Annotated in this window: 22 protein-coding genes and 1 tRNA gene; 20 read left to right on the top strand and 3 right to left on the bottom strand. The window is 32.3% G+C overall.

Annotated features, from left to right (window positions below; all coding sequences use genetic code 11):
• Positions 1-7 precede the first annotated feature (7 nt).
• From B5E92_RS03670 to B5E92_RS03655, 4 genes are all read left to right on the top strand, one after another.
• The gene (locus B5E92_RS03670) at positions 8-910 is read left to right on the top strand and encodes a conjugal transfer protein (protein ID WP_204215280.1); all 903 of its coding nucleotides are present in this window, start codon (positions 8-10) and stop codon (positions 908-910) included.
• 191 nt (positions 911-1,101) lie between these two features.
• Positions 1,102-1,743, top strand: coding sequence for a TetR/AcrR family transcriptional regulator (locus B5E92_RS03665; RefSeq protein ID WP_087287259.1), 642 nt, complete (start codon positions 1,102-1,104; stop codon positions 1,741-1,743).
• Positions 1,744-1,753: 10 nt separating this feature from the next.
• On the top strand, positions 1,754-2,644 hold the full coding sequence (locus B5E92_RS03660; RefSeq protein ID WP_087299325.1) for an alpha/beta fold hydrolase: 891 nt from the start codon (positions 1,754-1,756) through the stop codon (positions 2,642-2,644).
• Between the two features lie 43 nt (positions 2,645-2,687).
• Positions 2,688-2,879: a cysteine-rich KTR domain-containing protein gene (locus B5E92_RS03655; protein WP_087287263.1), complete on the top strand. Its 192-nt coding sequence runs from the start codon at positions 2,688-2,690 to the stop codon at positions 2,877-2,879.
• A 155-nt stretch (positions 2,880-3,034) separates the two neighbouring features.
• Here B5E92_RS03655 and B5E92_RS03650 read toward each other — a convergent pair whose 3' ends face one another.
• Positions 3,035-3,391: a helix-turn-helix domain-containing protein gene (locus B5E92_RS03650; RefSeq protein ID WP_087287267.1), complete on the bottom strand. Its 357-nt coding sequence runs from the start codon at positions 3,389-3,391 to the stop codon at positions 3,035-3,037.
• Positions 3,392-3,965: 574 nt separating this feature from the next.
• Here B5E92_RS03650 and B5E92_RS03645 point away from each other — a divergent pair.
• The 4 genes from B5E92_RS03645 to xerC all read left to right on the top strand — a co-directional run bounded on the left by B5E92_RS03645 (position 3,966) and on the right by xerC (position 6,759).
• On the top strand, positions 3,966-4,382 hold the full coding sequence (locus B5E92_RS03645; RefSeq protein WP_087287479.1) for a sigma-70 family RNA polymerase sigma factor: 417 nt from the start codon (positions 3,966-3,968) through the stop codon (positions 4,380-4,382).
• Between the two features lie 2 nt (positions 4,383-4,384).
• Entirely contained in the window at positions 4,385-4,621 is a 237-nt protein-coding gene (locus B5E92_RS03640; RefSeq protein WP_087287475.1) for a helix-turn-helix domain-containing protein, read from the top strand.
• Positions 4,622-5,093: 472 nt separating this feature from the next.
• Positions 5,094-5,294: a helix-turn-helix domain-containing protein gene (locus B5E92_RS03635; protein WP_087287472.1), complete on the top strand. Its 201-nt coding sequence runs from the start codon at positions 5,094-5,096 to the stop codon at positions 5,292-5,294.
• Positions 5,295-5,313: 19 nt separating this feature from the next.
• Positions 5,314-6,759, top strand: a complete 1,446-nt coding sequence (xerC, locus tag B5E92_RS03630; protein ID WP_087287469.1) for a tyrosine recombinase XerC — start codon at positions 5,314-5,316, stop codon at positions 6,757-6,759.
• A 210-nt stretch (positions 6,760-6,969) separates the two neighbouring features.
• Here the strand turns inward: xerC and B5E92_RS03625 are convergent.
• Positions 6,970-7,046: transfer RNA gene (locus B5E92_RS03625), tRNA-Arg, on the bottom strand.
• Between the two features lie 254 nt (positions 7,047-7,300).
• Here B5E92_RS03625 and B5E92_RS03620 point away from each other — a divergent pair.
• The 10 genes from B5E92_RS03620 to B5E92_RS03575 all read left to right on the top strand — a co-directional run bounded on the left by B5E92_RS03620 (position 7,301) and on the right by B5E92_RS03575 (position 14,975).
• Positions 7,301-8,041 carry a copper homeostasis protein CutC gene (locus B5E92_RS03620; protein ID WP_087299323.1) on the top strand — a complete coding sequence of 247 codons (741 nt, stop codon included), beginning with the start codon at positions 7,301-7,303 and terminating at the stop codon, positions 8,039-8,041.
• Positions 8,042-8,128: 87 nt separating this feature from the next.
• Positions 8,129-9,325 carry an AI-2E family transporter gene (locus tag B5E92_RS03615; protein ID WP_087299321.1) on the top strand — a complete coding sequence of 399 codons (1,197 nt, stop codon included), beginning with the start codon at positions 8,129-8,131 and terminating at the stop codon, positions 9,323-9,325.
• A gap of 42 nt (positions 9,326-9,367) precedes the next feature.
• The gene (locus B5E92_RS03610; RefSeq protein ID WP_087299319.1) at positions 9,368-10,285 is read left to right on the top strand and encodes an alpha/beta fold hydrolase; all 918 of its coding nucleotides are present in this window, start codon (positions 9,368-9,370) and stop codon (positions 10,283-10,285) included.
• Positions 10,285-10,713: a GNAT family N-acetyltransferase gene (locus B5E92_RS03605; protein WP_087299317.1), complete on the top strand. Its 429-nt coding sequence runs from the start codon at positions 10,285-10,287 to the stop codon at positions 10,711-10,713. The genes B5E92_RS03610 and B5E92_RS03605 overlap by 1 nt, the downstream gene beginning before the upstream one ends.
• Before the next feature lie 61 nt (positions 10,714-10,774).
• Positions 10,775-11,368, top strand: a complete 594-nt coding sequence (locus tag B5E92_RS03600) for a CDP-alcohol phosphatidyltransferase family protein (protein WP_239406382.1) — start codon at positions 10,775-10,777, stop codon at positions 11,366-11,368.
• Positions 11,349-11,729 (top strand): hypothetical protein, encoded by a 381-nt coding sequence (locus B5E92_RS03595; protein ID WP_087299315.1) that lies wholly within the window; start codon positions 11,349-11,351, stop codon positions 11,727-11,729. Before B5E92_RS03600 ends, B5E92_RS03595 begins: the two co-directional genes overlap by 20 nt.
• Before the next feature lie 49 nt (positions 11,730-11,778).
• The gene (locus B5E92_RS03590) at positions 11,779-11,961 is read left to right on the top strand and encodes a hypothetical protein (RefSeq protein ID WP_087299313.1); all 183 of its coding nucleotides are present in this window, start codon (positions 11,779-11,781) and stop codon (positions 11,959-11,961) included.
• A gap of 97 nt (positions 11,962-12,058) precedes the next feature.
• Positions 12,059-13,576 carry a 2,3-bisphosphoglycerate-independent phosphoglycerate mutase gene (gene gpmI / locus B5E92_RS03585; protein WP_087299312.1) on the top strand — a complete coding sequence of 506 codons (1,518 nt, stop codon included), beginning with the start codon at positions 12,059-12,061 and terminating at the stop codon, positions 13,574-13,576.
• Positions 13,576-14,091 (top strand): thioredoxin family protein, encoded by a 516-nt coding sequence (locus tag B5E92_RS03580; protein ID WP_087299311.1) that lies wholly within the window; start codon positions 13,576-13,578, stop codon positions 14,089-14,091. Before gpmI ends, B5E92_RS03580 begins: the two co-directional genes overlap by 1 nt.
• Positions 14,092-14,099: 8 nt before the next feature.
• Positions 14,100-14,975 carry a zinc ribbon domain-containing protein gene (locus tag B5E92_RS03575; protein ID WP_087299309.1) on the top strand — a complete coding sequence of 292 codons (876 nt, stop codon included), beginning with the start codon at positions 14,100-14,102 and terminating at the stop codon, positions 14,973-14,975.
• A gap of 74 nt (positions 14,976-15,049) precedes the next feature.
• Here B5E92_RS03575 and B5E92_RS03570 read toward each other — a convergent pair whose 3' ends face one another.
• The gene (locus B5E92_RS03570) at positions 15,050-15,391 is read right to left on the bottom strand and encodes a helix-turn-helix domain-containing protein (RefSeq protein WP_087299307.1); all 342 of its coding nucleotides are present in this window, start codon (positions 15,389-15,391) and stop codon (positions 15,050-15,052) included.
• Positions 15,392-15,656: 265 nt separating this feature from the next.
• Here B5E92_RS03570 and pfkA point away from each other — a divergent pair, with 265 nt between their 5' ends.
• Positions 15,657-16,616, top strand: a complete 960-nt coding sequence (gene pfkA, locus B5E92_RS03565; protein WP_087299305.1) for a 6-phosphofructokinase — start codon at positions 15,657-15,659, stop codon at positions 16,614-16,616.
• A 13-nt stretch (positions 16,617-16,629) separates the two neighbouring features.
• Entirely contained in the window at positions 16,630-17,418 is a 789-nt protein-coding gene (locus B5E92_RS03560) for a Cof-type HAD-IIB family hydrolase (RefSeq protein ID WP_087299303.1), read from the top strand.
• The last annotated feature ends 11 nt before the right edge of the window (positions 17,419-17,429 follow it).

The following is a 17,429-nucleotide window of genomic DNA, read 5'->3' as shown; positions in this document are numbered from 1 at the left end:
TACTATGATATTTAAGAAAAAGGACAAAGAATCGAAACCCAAAAAAGAAAGACACGTGCCTGTGATGAAAATAGGTACGCATAAGAAAACCGTGATTGCCTTATGGCTGGTGCTGATTGCAAGTGTCAGCTTTGGGGTGTATAAGAATTTCACCGCTATTGATATGCACACGGTACATGAGAAAGAAGTCATTGAACAGCGTATCGTTGATACCAACAAGATAGAGAACTTTGTAAAATCCTTTGCTTTAGTCTACTATTCTTGGAACAACACGCAGGAATCCATTGACGCACGAACCGCAGCCATCAATAACTATCTGACAAAGAGCTTGCAGGATTTGAATGTTGATACGGTAAGACAGGATATACCTACAAGCTCTACGGTCACAGATGTGAAGATATGGGATATAGAAGATGCTGGAACAGACGACTTTACCGTTGTCTACTCGGTAGATCAGACGGTAACGGAGGGTGAACAGTCTATCGGTTATACTTCCGCTTATATGGTGGTGGTTCATGTAGATAGTGACGGAAACATGGTTATCACACAGAATCCGACCATCAGCAGCACACCAACAAAATCCAGCTATGAACCAAAAACAAAGGAATCTGACGGAACGGTGGACGCTGCCACAACAGAGGAAGTGACAGAGTTCTTGGAAACTTTCTTCAAGCTCTATCCGACTGCAACCGAAAAGGAACTTGCCTACTATGTATCTGGGAATGTGCTTGAACCTGTAAACTGCGATTATGTGTTCTCGGAGCTGGTAAATCCTATCTTTATCAAAGATGGTGAACAGGTCAAAGTGTCGGTATCGGTGAAATATCTCGACCAGAGAACAAAGGCGACGCAGATTTCACAGTTTGACTTGACGCTGGAAAAAGATAGTAACTGGAAGATTGTAAAATAAATTGAAAACAGACTTGCTAGATATTATATTTATATAGCAAGCCTTGTCTAACAATTTAAAACATATTTATCACTATACCGTTTTTCGGTAAGATGAAAATTGGGTGAAAGTTTCTGTAAGTCCATTGACAGCTAATTCAAATTAGCCTATAATGTAACAGGCTAATTTGAATTAGCTCAGGAGGTAGTGGAATGACAACAAAACAGAAAATTTTGAATGAAGCGCTGACACTGTTTGCGGAAAAGGGATATAGTGCGGTTTATGTCGGTGAGATTGCCGATGCCGTAGGCATAAAAACACCATCACTATATAAACACTACAAGAGTAAGCAAGACATTTTTAATTCTTGTGTTGAAGTTTTTGCAGAACGAATGGAAAATATCAGAAATAATATGCAGCTACCGGGAAGTAAGACAGCTTCATTCTCTTATGAAACGATTGCTGAAGAACATCTTATCGAGGTTGCAAACGCTCTTTTTATGTTTTATTTGCAGGATAATGTGGCAGCAAAATTTCGTAAAATGCTGATGATAGAACGATACCATAACCCGGAAATTAACCGGCTGTTTGAAGATTTTTTTATTATTAGAGCAATCGACCATGAAAAAGAAATATTTTCTAAACTTATAGACGCAAAAGTTATCAAAGGGGAAAATCCTCATATTATTGCTCTGCGTTTTTACACACCTATATTCTATCTGCTTCAAAAATATGATATGCGCCCTAATGAGATAGAGGAAGCCAAACATGAACTTACCTTAGTGGTGCAAGAATTTTGTAAAACATATAAAGGAACAAGGAATGACAACGAAAAGGACAACAGGAAAGGCTAGGAATAAGCACATGATAATATATGTTATAGGAGGTATTCTGCTTGTTCTTGCAGTCTATCTAATTGTTCAAGGAATACGGTGTAGTATAGCGGTAAAAGCAAGCAAAGAACGGCTTGCCGCTTATGAGGTTCAAACAGCTATATTGAGTTATGGCAATATGAGTTACGTTGATACGGGAGAGGGCGAAACAATCCTATCTGTTCATGGAATTTTTGGTGGCTATGACCAATCCGATGATACATGTAAAGATTTTAACTCTGATTATAGAATTATAGCTCCCTCACGATTTGGATATTTAGGTAGTGATATTTTGGGTGATGGGACACCTGCTGAACAGGCAAAGGCTTATGTTGAACTATTGGATAATTTAGGAATTGATAAAGTATATTTGTTGGCAACGTCGGCTGGCGGAAGCGTTGCTATTCGGTTCGCATTGGATTATCCTGAACGAATAAAAGGCTTAATTTTATATTGCTCCGCTATGCCATATATAGAAAAGCCGGAAAAGTATATGGAATATGCCGGACCGCCCGCTTTTTTATGTAATGATTATGCTATGTTTTTAATTAGTCCATTATTCAATCTTGTTATGGGTATGGAGCCATCCACAATTTATAGTATGCTTCCTTGTGGTAGTAGAAAAAATGGCGTAATACTGGACGCTTCTGTTACTAATTCCGATATGGCAAGAAATTTTGATAGTTATCCTATTGAAGATTTACAAGCTCCAACACTGATTTTTCAAGCAAAAGACGATAAGCTAATAAACTATGCCGACACGGAAAATGTAGTAAAACGCTTCCCAAACTGCACATTTCTTTCTTTTGAAAACGGTGGACATTTAATGGTTGGACATGAGAAAGAAATCAAAGAAGCAGTTTTTAACTTTACAAAAAAGTAGTAATTTGTACTAATTATATAATTACAGGAGGTTGACGGATAATATGGCAAAGATGGTATCTGAATGGGTACGTTGCCCTGTCTGTGGGAATAAAACAAGGTTGCAGATACGGAAAGATACGGAACTGAAAAACTTTCCCCTCTACTGCCCAAAGTGCAAACAGGAAAGTTTGATTGAAGCAAAGGATTTACAGGTAACAGTCGTTAAAAATCATAATGAAAAAATGCGGAGCTGAACATAAAAACGTTTTTGGAAAAGAGCTTTTAATAGGTGCTTAATAATACAAATTATCAAAGAGCCAGACGCTAAGACGCAGAGCCGATAATACCGAGAATGAATGAAATTTCTTGGGTTATCGGCTTATTTTATTTAAGAGCCAAAAGTGGAGGATTACTCGTCCTCCACTTTCTTAGATTTAATGATTCCATCAGCGACACTTTCCATGATAATTAAATCCTTATCGGAAAGGCTGTCAAGTTGTTTTTCCAACTGTCGTCTTCTGGTGCTTTTATCCAGATCAGACGCAGGCAGGAAAAATTCATCAACGGAAACATTAAGTAATGATACAAGGTCATAGAACACCTGTAAACTTGGGTGCTGCCCTTTGTTTTCGATATTTGTTAAATAGCGTGGGTCAATCTCAATCATTGCTCCCACTTGCTCACGAGTTAATTTTTGCTTTTTACGAGCTTCTTTGATTGCAAGACCAAAAGCTCTAAAATCATATTTATCTTCTTTTTTACGCATATGTAATCACCTCACTATATTTTACTGTTCCTGTTGATTTTCTAACAGGTACAAAAAAACGTATAGTATGGTTTATCAGTTCCTATTATGCGTAAAAGCTTAAAAGGAGTGCTGCCTAGCGGTAAATAAAAAAAACCGTTATTAACAGTACCATTTTTGCGTGTCAAAAAATATCTTTACTTCAATGGCGGTTTAAAAGCCGCCTTTTTCTTTTTTCCATCAAAAAACAGCATATAGGTTTTGTTTTAGCGGCTCTGGGAGGTAGCCGCATTGAAAGACCTGTATAGACAACATTTTTCGACATATCCGTTATTGTCAAAAAAAATCTAACTTTCACAGCGGTACAAAATACCCTTGAATGTGGTTTTTCACATTACATAGCAGGAACAATCGTAAAAGCACAAGAACAGCATTTCTTTTATGCTCTTGTGCTTTTTTGCTGCTTAAAAATTTTTTTCAAATTCTTTTCTGAAAACGCAACAAATAGCTGCTGCGTGGGTAGCTACTGTGCGGAAAGGGGGATAGAGGGAAAACAACCCTTATTCACTCTCACGCAGAAAGGAGGTGAAAAACTATGAAGTCATCTTCTTTCGAGCAGGCTATTCAAGCACAGTTTGATTGCCTTACAAAGAAAGTCATTAAAAGAGCAGCAATGAAGTATAACCGTGATATTTCAAGACGCTTGAAGCATGAAGTTCCATTTTCTGAAATATCGGATTTGGAATTGAATAAAGCTGGCGTTTATGACAAGTATTCCAGCGATTATACAGCGTTCAATGTTCTTGGCATGGAAGTACAAGTATCTGACGACCAGTTGAGTAAAGCACTCAAATGTTTACCAGAGAGAAAACGAAATATTATTTTGTTGTCATACTTTATGGATATGTCTGACGCAGAAATTGGAGAGCTTATGAATGTGGTTCGTACCACTGTTTACCGTCACAGGACAAGCACTCTGGAAGATTTACGAAAAATGATGGAGGAGGAATAAAAGTGGATAATAGCAAAAAACACATACCGTTTGCTGTGATTGTGGCGGCTACTAATGGTGATGAAGCTGCAATACAGGAAATCTTGGATTTTTATGACGGTTACATATCAAAGTTGAGTTTACGCAAATTGTATGATGAATACGGAAATGTCTACATGGTAGTGGATTCTGAATTGAAAGGCAGAATACAGGCTGCGGTGATGGATATGATTGCAAACTTTGAGATTATCGTAATTTAACCATTCCGACGGGCGGAGCTTTTCTCCCTTTCCTTATGCTCCGCTTGTCAATCTATGAAAGTCTATTATTTCAGATAATGGATTTTCACAGACTGACAAATACAGTCGGGTGTTCTTTGACAACTGAATAAAACAATCAGATACGTTTGATATGCAGCGAGCCAGCGGATATTGTACGCCATGACCTTTCAAAACAAAGTGAGCGATTCATGCAATGATCTGTGAGCGACTTTTGGAATGGTCGTTTAGCCATGACCTGTATATCTGGATAATGATACACCCGTATGACACGGTTCACCCATCAGAATGGGAAAGGTGAAAGTCCTGTGGAGCTTGCTAAAGCCATCTGATTGTTTAGAAGAAAAGGTATTATCAGCAGCAAAATATATGTTCTCATTTCATGGAGTTGTGATATAATAACTTCATTAAACGAGTGTGTTTTGCTGCTGTCACTACGAAAGGAGTCTTATTAGTGATAAGTGATACACAAAATGCACAACCCTTAAAAAAGGAAAAAAAGACTTATACAGTAGAGGAAATTGCTGAACAACTAGGAGTTAGCAAAAAGGTAGCTTATTCATTGGTAAAAAGCGGTCAATTTAGTTATGTTCGTGTTGGTCGAGTTATACGAGTATCAAAAGTTTCTTTCGATAAATGGTTAAATCAAATTTAACTGTTAAGGAGAGAAATATATGGCTACAATCAAACAAAGAAAATCAAGTTTTTCCGTTATTTACTGGTACTTAAATGATACTGGAGAAAGAAAGCAAAAATGGGACACGCTGGAAACAAGAAAAGAAGCAAAACAGCGTAAAGCCTTTATAGAATACTATCAAGAAAAATATGGATATGTGTTAGTTCCTTTAGAGGAACAATTTGCACATCAAATCGAGGATTCTAAAAAGGATTTGGAAGTTGCTGACAAGGATATTACATTGCGTGAGTTCCTAAAGATTTTTGTCAATCTCTATGGCACATCTAAATGGTCGCCTAGTACATTCAGTGGCAAGGTAGGTACTATTGAAAATTACATCAATCCGATTATCGGTGATTGGAAACTCAATGACATTACAACTAAAAGCCTATCAAAATACTACAACGATTTATTAAGCGTTCCAGAAGTACCACGAGCAAACAGAAAAGCAACTGGTCGTTGCGTACAACCAGCTAACATCAAAAAAATACATGACATTATCCGTTGTGCCTTAAACCAAGCTATCCGTTGGGAGTACATTGACACAAACAAAAGAAATCCTGCGTCATTAGCTACTTTACCAAAAGTACCTAAAGTCAGACGAAAAGTATGGAGCATACAGACATTCCGTGAAGCGGTAAAAGCTGCGGAAGATGATTTACTTTCAATCTGTATGCACTTAGCTTTTTCCTGTTCTATGCGTATTGGTGAGATTACAGGTCTTACATGGGAAGATGTGATTATTGACGAAGAATCCATTGCTACAAATAATGCAAAGGTAATCATCAATAAGGAACTTTCAAGAATAAATGCAGAAGCAATGCAGAAATTGAAAGAAAAAGATATTATCAAGATTTTTCCAACACAGAAACCACACTGTACTACAAGACTTGTCTTGAAAACACCAAAAACAGAAACAAGTAATAGAACTGTCTGGCTACCGAAAACTGTTGCTGAATTATTAGTACAGTATAAAAAAGACCAACAGGAATTAAAAGAATTTCTCGGAAGTGCATATAACGATTATAACCTTGTTATTGCATTAGAAAATGGAAACCCTGTGGAAAGCCGCATTGTCAGAGATAGATTCCAAAAGCTCTGCGAAGAAAACAACTATGAAACTGTTGTATTCCATAGCCTACGTCATTTGAGTACAGGGTACAAATTAAAAATGACGAATGGTGACGTGAAATCCGTACAGGGTGATACAGGTCATGCAGAAGCAGAAATGGTTACAGATGTTTATTCTAAAATCATTGACGAGGACAGACGTTTCAATGCACAGAAGATGGATAGAGAGTTTTATTCTACTCTCAATGACGATATGGACAACCAACAGCAACATACAGGTTTGACTGATAGTGATATGGCACTCTTGGAGTTGCTCAAATCCCTGTCGCCAGAGATGAAAGAACAGCTTTTAAAGCAAACACTTCAAAAGTAATTTTTCAAAAGTGTTAGCAAATTTTCCAAAATCCAGTGATTTTTCACCAGAAATAGAAAAAGTGTTAGCAAGCCTACTTCCTCAATAGTCTTAACAAATAATCGAATACAAAATATTGAAAATAAAAAAAGTCCTTTTTCAGCAGAGATAGAAAGCCATAAATAAAGAAAGCTGAAAACCTAGAAAAATCAAGGCTTTCAGCGTTGTTTGTGGCGTCCCCGACAGGAATCGAACCTGCGACGTTCCGCTTAGGAGGCGGACCCTCTATCCTGCTGAGGTACGAGGACATTATTAAAAATCTATTCAAATTTATCTAGTTATCATATCAAAAGGCGTTTGTTCCAACTAGCCCTTAGGAGGGCACTGCTCTATCCACTGAGCTACGGGGGCATATTTAATTTTTAAATGTCGATTATTACTATCTAAAATCGAGTATAGTTAATATGTCCCTATGATTTTAACATTACTTGTTTCAAAAAGCAAATTATTATAATTGTTATTAAAAAAGTGCTATAATAATAACAAGTTAGGAGTTGATACGATGAGTAATATCTTAGAGGTATGTTGTGGTAGTTATTATGATGCTCTTCAAGCTCAAAAAGGTGGAGCAAGAAGAATTGAACTAAATAGTGCTTTACATTTGGGTGGTTTAACTCCATCGCTGGCAACTTTATTAAAAATTAAAGAAGATACTGATTTAGAAGTTATTTGCATGGTAAGACCACGAGGAGCAGGTTTTTGTTACAATGATGAAGATTTTGAAATTATGAAACTTGATGCTGAGATTTTATTAGATAACGGGGCTGATGGTATTGCTTTTGGTTGTTTGACTAATGAAGGTGAAGTTAATATTAGACAAACAAGAGAAATGGTAGATATTATTAAGTCATATCATAAAACTGCAGTTTTTCATCGAGCTATTGATTGTGTTGTAGATATAGATGAGGCTATTAATATCTTAATAACTGTTGGTATTGATCGTATTTTAACTAGTGGTTTACAAAATCAGGCTTATCAAGGTAGACGAATGATAAAATATCTTCATGATGCTTATGGTAATAGCATTGAAATATTAGCTGGTAGTGGTATTAATGAAAAGAATGTTAAAGAATTGATTGAATTTACAGGTATTAATCAAGTTCATAGTTCATGTAAAGATTGGATCAATGATCCAACTACACATATCAATAATGCTGATTTTGGTTATCATGATGGTGACTATGATGTCGTGGATTTTAAAAAAGTAAAGACATTGGCAGATATAGTTGATTTAATTGAATAATAGTTTGTAAGACCTCACTGCTTAAAGGCAATGGGGTTTTAATTTTAATTTGATGTGGTATAATAGAAAAAAAGGGAGTTGATTGGATTGAAAATCTTCAATATAGATGAAGAATTGAAGCAAAAAGTTAAGCCGGGAATAATTATTTCAGGATTCACGGTTTTTTTAATATATATTTTATTTAATATTGGTAATATTTTTCAGATGATTAGCCAGTTTGTTGGCTTGTTTGAATATTTACTATTTGGTATTGTAATAGCTTATGTTTTAAATCAGCCAATGAAAATAATTGAAGAACGCATTGTTAAAAAGTTTCAGCCTGAAAGTTTTATTTATCGTAAAAAACGAGGATTATCAATCTTTATAACTTTGATCTTGTTTGTTTGTTTAATGATTACGCTAGCGAGCATAATTATTCCTAATATTATTGAAAGTTTAATAACTTTGATTAGTAATATATCAAATATAATAAGTTCTATTTTTAATAACATTGATAAGATTTTCATGTATTTTAATATTGATTTTAGAACTAATGATATTACTAGTATAAATGAGTTAATAAATATGCCTTGGCAAAATATAGTAAAAGGATTATTAGACTTTTTAACTAAAAATGCCGATGGCATAATGGCAAATGCAACCAATTTTTTATCTACTTTTGGTGTAGTTTTTACAAGTTTTATTTTCTCTTTATATTTACTTGGTAATAAAGAAAAATTTTTACGACAATTCCGTAAACTAATCGCTGCTATATTTGGATATAAAATAACACGAGTAATTTTTCACTACGCTCATAAAACAAATATCGTTTTTTCTAGTTTTATTACTGGTCAATTAGTTGAAGCGGCAATTTTATGGATATTATACTACAGTACAATGTTGCTATTTGGATTTCCATATCCAGAACTTATTGCTACAGTAATTTCGATATTTTCATTTGTTCCATTTTTTGGTCCGATTGCGGCTATGTTTGTAGGAGCGTTCTTGATTTTATCTGAAAATGTTTTTCAAGCTTTTTGGTTTATGGTTTATTTCCAAATATTATCACAAATCGAAGACAACTTTATTTATCCTCGGGTTGTTGGTGGAACTGTTGGTTTACCAGGAATTTGGGTTCTTCTTTCAATCTTTATTTTTGGTGATTTATTTGGAATATTTGGAACAATTATTGCTGTTCCATCAGCAGCGTGTATCTATTCTTTAATTAGCGAACTGGTTAATTTAGTTTTAAGAAAGAGAAAACTTAAGATTACTGAAACGACAATTAAACAGCTTTCAAAATAACCTGTTTTAAACAGGTTTTTATTTAAATTTAAGGGGGATACAATGGAAAGTTTTACAATAAATTCAAAAACTGATCAGTTACCACTTTCAGTAATTGTATCATGTAGTAAACAATCCAAAGCAATTGTTCAAATAGTTCATGGTATGTGTGAACATAAAGAACGTTATTTAGATTTTATTAAATATTTAAATGAAAATGGTTTTGGAGTTATTATTCATGATCAGCGTGGTCATGGTGCTAGTATTTTAAATAAAGATGATTTAGGCTATTTTTATCAAAAGAATAGTCAGGTATTGATAGACGATGTTTATCAGTTAACATGTTATATCAAAAACAGATATCCAGATTTACCAATATTTTTATTTGGTCATTCAATGGGGTCTTTAGTAGTGAGAAATTATTTGCGGTTTTATAGTCAGGCTATTGATGGACTAATTGTTTGTGGTAGTCCTAGTAAAAATAAATTAGCGATATTTGGTAAGATGATTTGTAGTATTATCGCTAAATTTAAAGGAGATCATTATCGTAGTAAATTAATGCATTATATGTCACTTGGAATGTTTAATCATGGTTTTGACAAACCTAACGAATGGATATGTAGTGATAGTAATGTAGTTGATCAATATAATAGCAATCCGTTGTGTAATTTTAATTTTACAGTAAATGGTTATTATAATTTATTAGACTTAATGATTAATACATATAAAAATTTTGATTATCATATTAAAGCTGATTTACCAATTTTATTTATCTCAGGAAATGAAGATCCATGTTTAGTCAATCAAAAATCTTTTTATCAGGCAGTTAATCATTTAAAAAATCAGGGTTATTATAATGTTGAAGCTAAATTGTATGAAAAGATGCGTCATGAAATCTTAAATGAGAAAAATAAAAAACAGGTATATCATGATATTGTAACTTATTTAAATCAACAATTAGAAAAATGGGGGAAATTATAATGGATGAAATTACATATCAATTAAACCATGGCAAAGTTAATTTTGATGATTCAAAAATGATTCGACAAGCAGTTTTTGTAGAAGAACAAGGTTTTGAAAATGAATTTGATGATATTGATAATAGTGCTTATCATTTAGTGTTATATTTAGATAGTCATCCTGTGGCAACAGCTAGAATGTATCAAAAAGATGAAGAAACAATGATTTTAGGGCGTATTGCAGTATTAAAACAATATCGTAAACATGGTTTAGGAGCAAAAGCTGTTCAAAGATTAGAAAAAGAGGCTCAAAAATTAGGGTTTAAAAAAATAGAACTATCAGCTCAACAGCAAGCAATGAATTTTTATCAAAAACTAGGATATGAAAGTTTTGGTGATATTTATTATGATGAGTGGTGCCCTCATATTACAATGGTAAAAAAGATATAAAAGTTGGCAATTATTGACATATTTAGTAAGAATACTATAATTAATTAAAAGAGGAACTAATATGGAAAAAATGAAAGATAAAACAAATTTTTTTAATATACCAAACTGTTTGTGCTATTTTAGAATTTTATTAATACCTGTATTTTTACTTGTCTATTTTTATGCCAAGTGGGAGTATCACTATGTTGCGGCAGCTTTTATTTTAGTTTTATCAGGTTTGAGTGATTTTTTAGATGGATTTATTGCTCGTAAGTTTAATATGATTACTGATTTTGGGAAATTAATAGATCCTATTGCTGATAAAATAACCCAATTTACGATTGCAATTACTCTTTTATTTACCTATCCATTAGCTTGGATTTTATTAGTGATAATTGTTTTAAAGGATGGAATGTTAGGTATTGTTGGTTTATACTTATATGATTATGGTGTTAAAGTTAAGGGTGCTTCATGGTGGGGCAAAATTGCAACAGCCTATTTTTATGTAGTAGTAATATTATTGATTGGTTTGCATATCCCAAATACTATACCAAGTCAAATAATGATTTTTACTAGTAGTGCGTTGATGTTTTTGTCATTTATATTATACGCAAAAGAATTAAGACAGATGATAAAAGATAAGGATAAGTTGAAAGATGAACAAAAGATTGATTAAAGAAGAATGCTATTTAGATATGCTTGAAGATGAAATAAATAGTGTTGATGCGGTATTGAATTATATTGATAAACTAAAAGAAAAAAAAGGTGTTTTTGATGATGAAGTTATTCAAAAAGATCTCATTCATTCCTATTTTGATTTAGAATTGGCATTGGCAAGTTTATGTATTTTGCTTAGAAAAATGTCAGAGAATATGTTTATTCATATTGATGAAGAAATTCGTCGTGATATTAATAGTATTATTCATTCAAACAAGTTTGAATATCATGATCATGAAAAAATCTATGTTTATTCAAAAAAAGGAAAGGAACCAATTGAATTAAGCAGATTAATGCAGTTTGCTCGTTCGATTCTTTAATCGACAAATTCATTTGATTGCTCTTGATATGATATAAAGGGTGATCAAAATGGATTTTAGGAAAAATGCGGGAATTGTTTTAATAATTTTAGGGATAATTTTGACAATGGACCGAACTCAGGATTTTCAAGGAATAGTAGCAACAATTGCATATTATGTTAAGGGTTATTGGCCATTAATACTTTGTTTTTTTGGAATGTACATTTTAAGTTCCCCTAAAAAGAAAAAGTAAGTAGCAACTATTGATTTTAACTATCAATAGTTGTTTTAATTTATTGATTATTATAAGTAAACAAGTTATAATTGTCATGAAAACGGAGGAATTATAAATGAAAAAAAGACCTATTGTATTATGTATCATGGATGGATACGGAATAAGTGAACGAATTGATGGGAATGCAGTTAAACTTGCAAATACCCCTAATCTAGATGATCTAATGGCTATTTATCCAACAACTACAATTAAGGCTTCAGGAATGCCAGTAGGATTACCTGATGGACAAATGGGTAATAGTGAAGTTGGTCATTTAAATATTGGTGCTGGTAGAACTGTTTATCAATCATTAACTTTAATCAATAAAGCAGTGGCTGATGGAAGTTTCTATCAAAATGAAGAATTTTTAAAAGCAATTAAAAATGCAAAAGATAATAATACAAAATTACATATTTGGGGATTATTATCTAATGGTGGGGTTCATTCTTCTAATGAACATATTTATGCTTTATTAAAACTAGCTAAACAAGAAGGTTTAGAAAAAGTATATGTACATGCTTTCTTAGATGGACGTGACGTTGCTCCTGATAGTGGTGTAGATTTCGTTCAAGAATTAGTTGATAAAATTGAAGAAATCGGTGTTGGTGAAATTGCTACTATTTCTGGAAGATATTATGCAATGGACCGTGATAAGAGATTTGATCGCGTTGAATTAGCATTCAATGCAATTGTTAATCATGAAGGGGAAGTATTTGAATCTCCAGTTCAATATGTTAAAGATTCATATGAAAAAGAAGTATATGATGAATTTGTTGTACCAGGTTATAACAAAAATGTTGATGGACAAGTTCAAGATGGTGATTCAATTATTTTTGCTAACTTTAGACCAGATAGAGCTATTCAATTATCAACTGTAATTACAAATGATGGTTTCTATGATTATGAATTTAAAAACGTTCCAAAAAATATTACATTTGTTTGTATGATGAAATATGCAGATAGTGTAAATGGTGGAATTGCTTTTGCTTTAGCTAAATTAACTAACACTTTAGGAGATTATTTATCAGCTAAAGGATTAAAACAATTACGTATTGCAGAAACTGAAAAATATGCTCATGTTACTTTCTTCTTTGACGGTGGTTTAGACAAAGAAATCGAAGGAGCTACAAGAGTTTTAGTAAATTCTCCAAAAGTTGCTACTTATGATTTACAACCAGAAATGTCTGCTTATGAAGTAAAAGATAAATTAATCGCTGAATTAGATAAAGATATCTATGATGTTGTTATTGTAAACTTTGCAAACTGCGATATGGTTGGACATACTGGAGTTATTCCTGCAGCAATCAAAGCAGTAAGTGTTGTTGATGAATGTGTTGGTGCTGTTTATGACAAAGTATTCGAATTAGGTGGAACTATGTTAATCACAGCTGACCATGGTAACAGTGAAATGTTATTAGATGAAGAAGGTAATCCATTTACAGCACATACAACAAATGAAGTACCTTTAATTGTAACTAATTCTCATTTAGAATTAAAAGAAGGTGGAAAATTAGGTGATTTAGCACCAACTATCTTACAATTATTAGGATTGGAAATTCCTGAAGAAATGGATGGACAATCTTTACTTAAATAATGAAAAAGTTAATTACTTTAATTATTTTAATTTTAACTATTAGTGGATGCCAAAAAGCATCCACTATGCATATTCAAAAAGATATCAGTTTATCAGGAATTCATGAGATTGATTATCAAAGCTTGCAGGAAAAACTAAATAGCGATGAACTATTTGTATTATATATTGGCCGTCCTGATTGCAAGGATTGTCAGGAATTCTACCCGATATTGACTTCCTATATAGAAGAAAATGAAGGGACATATCTTTATTATTTAAATATTCAGGCTTTTCGTGATGCGGCTTCTAAAGAAGGTGCTAGCAAGGAAGAAATTGATTTTTATGATAATATCAGGGAAGAACTTGATTTTGATTGGACACCTACGCTAAAATTAGTTAATAAAGGTGAAACAATTGATGAGTATACTTATTTAAGTCAAGAATACTATGAGATAAAAGACGAAGATAAACAAGCTCAAGAAAAGCAAAAATATATTGAAGAATTTAAGTCTTGGATGACAAATATTTATGAGTAGGTGATTGAATGAAAAAATGTCCATATTGTAAAAAGAATATTCCTGATAGCGCTAAAGTATGCCCCTATTGTGGTAATCGATTAGAAAAAGGCTATCAGCCAATGAAAAGAACTAATTCTTTTCCTAACTATATTTATACAATTTTAGCTTTAATTTTAATTTTTTCACCAGTTTTAACAACTTTTATGTTTGGTAGTCTATTAGGTGAAGATATGGCAACTGCAAGTGGTAATGGTACGACACCAGAAAGTGCGATAACTGTTGGTCCATTAGGAGAAGTAGATGCTAGTAGTGAAATAATTGAATACTATTTTGGATCATTAAAAGATTTTAGTGATTTAGTTAAAAATAGTGATCCATATGTAGAGAAAATTGAAAATATAGAGGCTGATTTAAAAACAATTGCTAGTAAATATGGTGATGTAGATTTTGATAAAGATTATAATTTTTATGTAACTGATCAAAATAATATTTATAGTGACATTAATTATGATTTATCAATTAATGAAAATGAAAGTATTAAGATAGCTTTATCTTATGATTTATCTGGTGAAACTAATAGTATTAATGTAGAATATAATGCTAGTGGATTTGAAAATTTCGAAGCAATGAAGATAAATGATCAAAGTTGTCAGTTTGCTAAAGAAATAGTAACTTTGTTCAATGGTGAACAGGAATTTAAGTGCTATAATCAAACTGCTGAAAAATTCAATGCGCTAGAAACAGATTTCAATAACCAAACTCTAACTCTAGGTAATTATGGTCTTGGTGTTAATGATAATCAGGATGAAACTGAAGTTGCTATGAGAATATTAGGGGCTGAAAAAGATTATCGATTTAGATTAACATATCAAACAGAAATAGATTTAGAAAAATTGGTATAGAACTGGAGTACTGCTCCAGTTTTTTTGTTATAGATAAAAAACTGCATAAAATAACTTATAATGCAGTGTGTAACTTAATCTTCTTTTTTATTAGCAATAAATTCAACAAAATCTTTAACGATATTATATTTATATGCAGAAACTTGAATTGTAATTGGTAAATCAATATAGGTATTTTCTTGATCACGTATTTCATCTAAATTAATTGGTTTATTAGTATAACCAAGAATATAATCTGATGTAACATTGAAGTACTCGACCATAGCTCTTAATACTTTAGTACTAGGATCGCGTGTTCCTTGCTCATAAGCAGCTAAAGTGCGGGGTTTAACGCCGATGATCTTAGCAAGTTCTTTACGTTCTAGATTATGTTCATCACGTAAATATGCAATTCTTTCTCCAGTTAATCTAGTCATCTTTTACACCTCATACTGTATTATAGGTTAAGATTTGACGAAAAATAAAAATTTACACAAAATGGACAATAATTTTAGTAAATGCACACTATATGTGTTATTACTGTGATATCTAGGAAAAATTTGACATAATATTTAAATATAAATCACATGAGATTTATTATCGGATAGAAACATGTTATAATCATTATCATAAATCAAAACGGTTTTGTAAAAATAACAATATAGGGGCAATATATTTTTATAAAAATAGGAGGGGTGTAAAATGGAGAAAATTGCAATATTAACTTCTGGTGGCGATGCCCCAGGGATGAATGGAGCAATTAGAGCACTTGTTAGAGTGGGGATCCAGCATGGTTTTGAAATGTATGGTGTTTATGAAGGTTATTGTGGTTTAGTAGCTGGAAAAATAAAGAAATTGGGTTATAGTGACGTTTCAGAAATATTAGCACGAGGCGGAACTATTTTAGAATCTTCAAGGTTACCAGAGTTTAAAGAAGAAAATGTTCAAGATCAGGCTGTTAAAAACTTGAAAAATTTAAAAATTAATAATTTAGTAGTCATTGGAGGAGATGGTAGTTATCGTGGTGCTTTAGCTTTGTCAAAAAAAGGCATAAATTGTATTGCTATTCCTGGAACTATTGACAATGATATTAATGGTACTGATGAAACGATTGGTTTTCATACTGCTTTATATAATATAATTGATGCAGTAAATAAATTGCGGGATACTTCTAGCTCTCATCATCGTTGTTTTGTTGTTGAAGTTATGGGTAATAATGCTGATAGTTTGGCTTTATATTCAGCGATAGCTTGTGGTAGTGAATTAGTTATTACAAATAAAACTGGCTATGATGAAGGGCATATTATTGATGAATTAATAAAAAATGAAACTGTCTATAATAAACGACATGCGATTGTCATTGCTAGTGAAAAAATATTTGATGTCGAAAAGTTAGCTAGGCGAATTAGCGATGAAACTGGATTTTCAGGGCGTTCGATAGTTTTAGGACATATTCAACGTGGGGGCTCACCAGTGCCCGAAGATCGAATTTTAGCTTCAAGAATGGCTAATAAAGCAATTGAATTGATTGAACATGGTGAAAATGGTAAATGTGTCTGTTTAGTTGATAGTCAAATAGTTGCTAAAAAAATTGATGAAGCATTAACAGAAGTAAATAAAAATAATCAAATGTTATATCAGCTTTTTGAAGATCTGGTATAGCCTGGAGGTAATAATGAAAAAGATTTTATTTAGTGATATGGATGGAACAATTATGAATCAAGATGGCTTGCTTTATGATAAGGATAAAGAAATGATTGAAAAATTAAGAGCAAGTGGTCATTTGTTTGCTTTTAATACGGGGCGTAATTATGAAGAAGCAATCAAGGCAATTAGACAATTAGATTTAAAATATGATTATTTAGTTTTAAATAATGGAGCACAGATTATTGATGATCAAGGACAAGAATTGTTTAAAAAAGTGATTTCTAATCAAATTGGTTCTAAGATTATTGAACATTGCTTAAATTATCCTGATTTATGGTTGTATTTCTATGATGGGCAAAAAACCTTGGCATATTTTCAAGGCGTTACTTATGAATATGATCATAATGGTAAGATTATTGAAAGTAATGATTATAATTTTTTAAAAGAATATCCATTGGTAAAAGAATTTGATATCATTGCTTTACATCAGGATGATCAAAATATTGATAACTTATTGAAAATTCAAAATTATATTAAAGAAAATTACGACTTTGAAGCCCATGGTACATTAAATACTATTTATTTAGATATTACACCTAGTAATTGTACTAAAGGAACGGGGATTGAAACATTAGTCAACTTGCTTGATGACAAATTAATCAGTTATGCAATAGGGGATTCATATAATGATATTAGTATGTTTGAAAGTGCAACTTGGGGTTATACTTTTAACCATGTTGAAGATGATATTTGTAAACATGCTGATAAACAAGTAGAACATGTAGCTGATTTAATTGCAGAAATGATAAATATTTAAGGGGGAATAAA

This window comes from Erysipelatoclostridium sp. An15 (assembly GCF_002160675.1).
Lineage (GTDB): Bacteria > Bacillota_I > Bacilli_A > Erysipelotrichales > Coprobacillaceae > Thomasclavelia > Thomasclavelia merdavium.
Note: the sequence above shows the minus strand (reverse complement) of the source record. Positions and strands in the feature narration are given on the sequence as shown.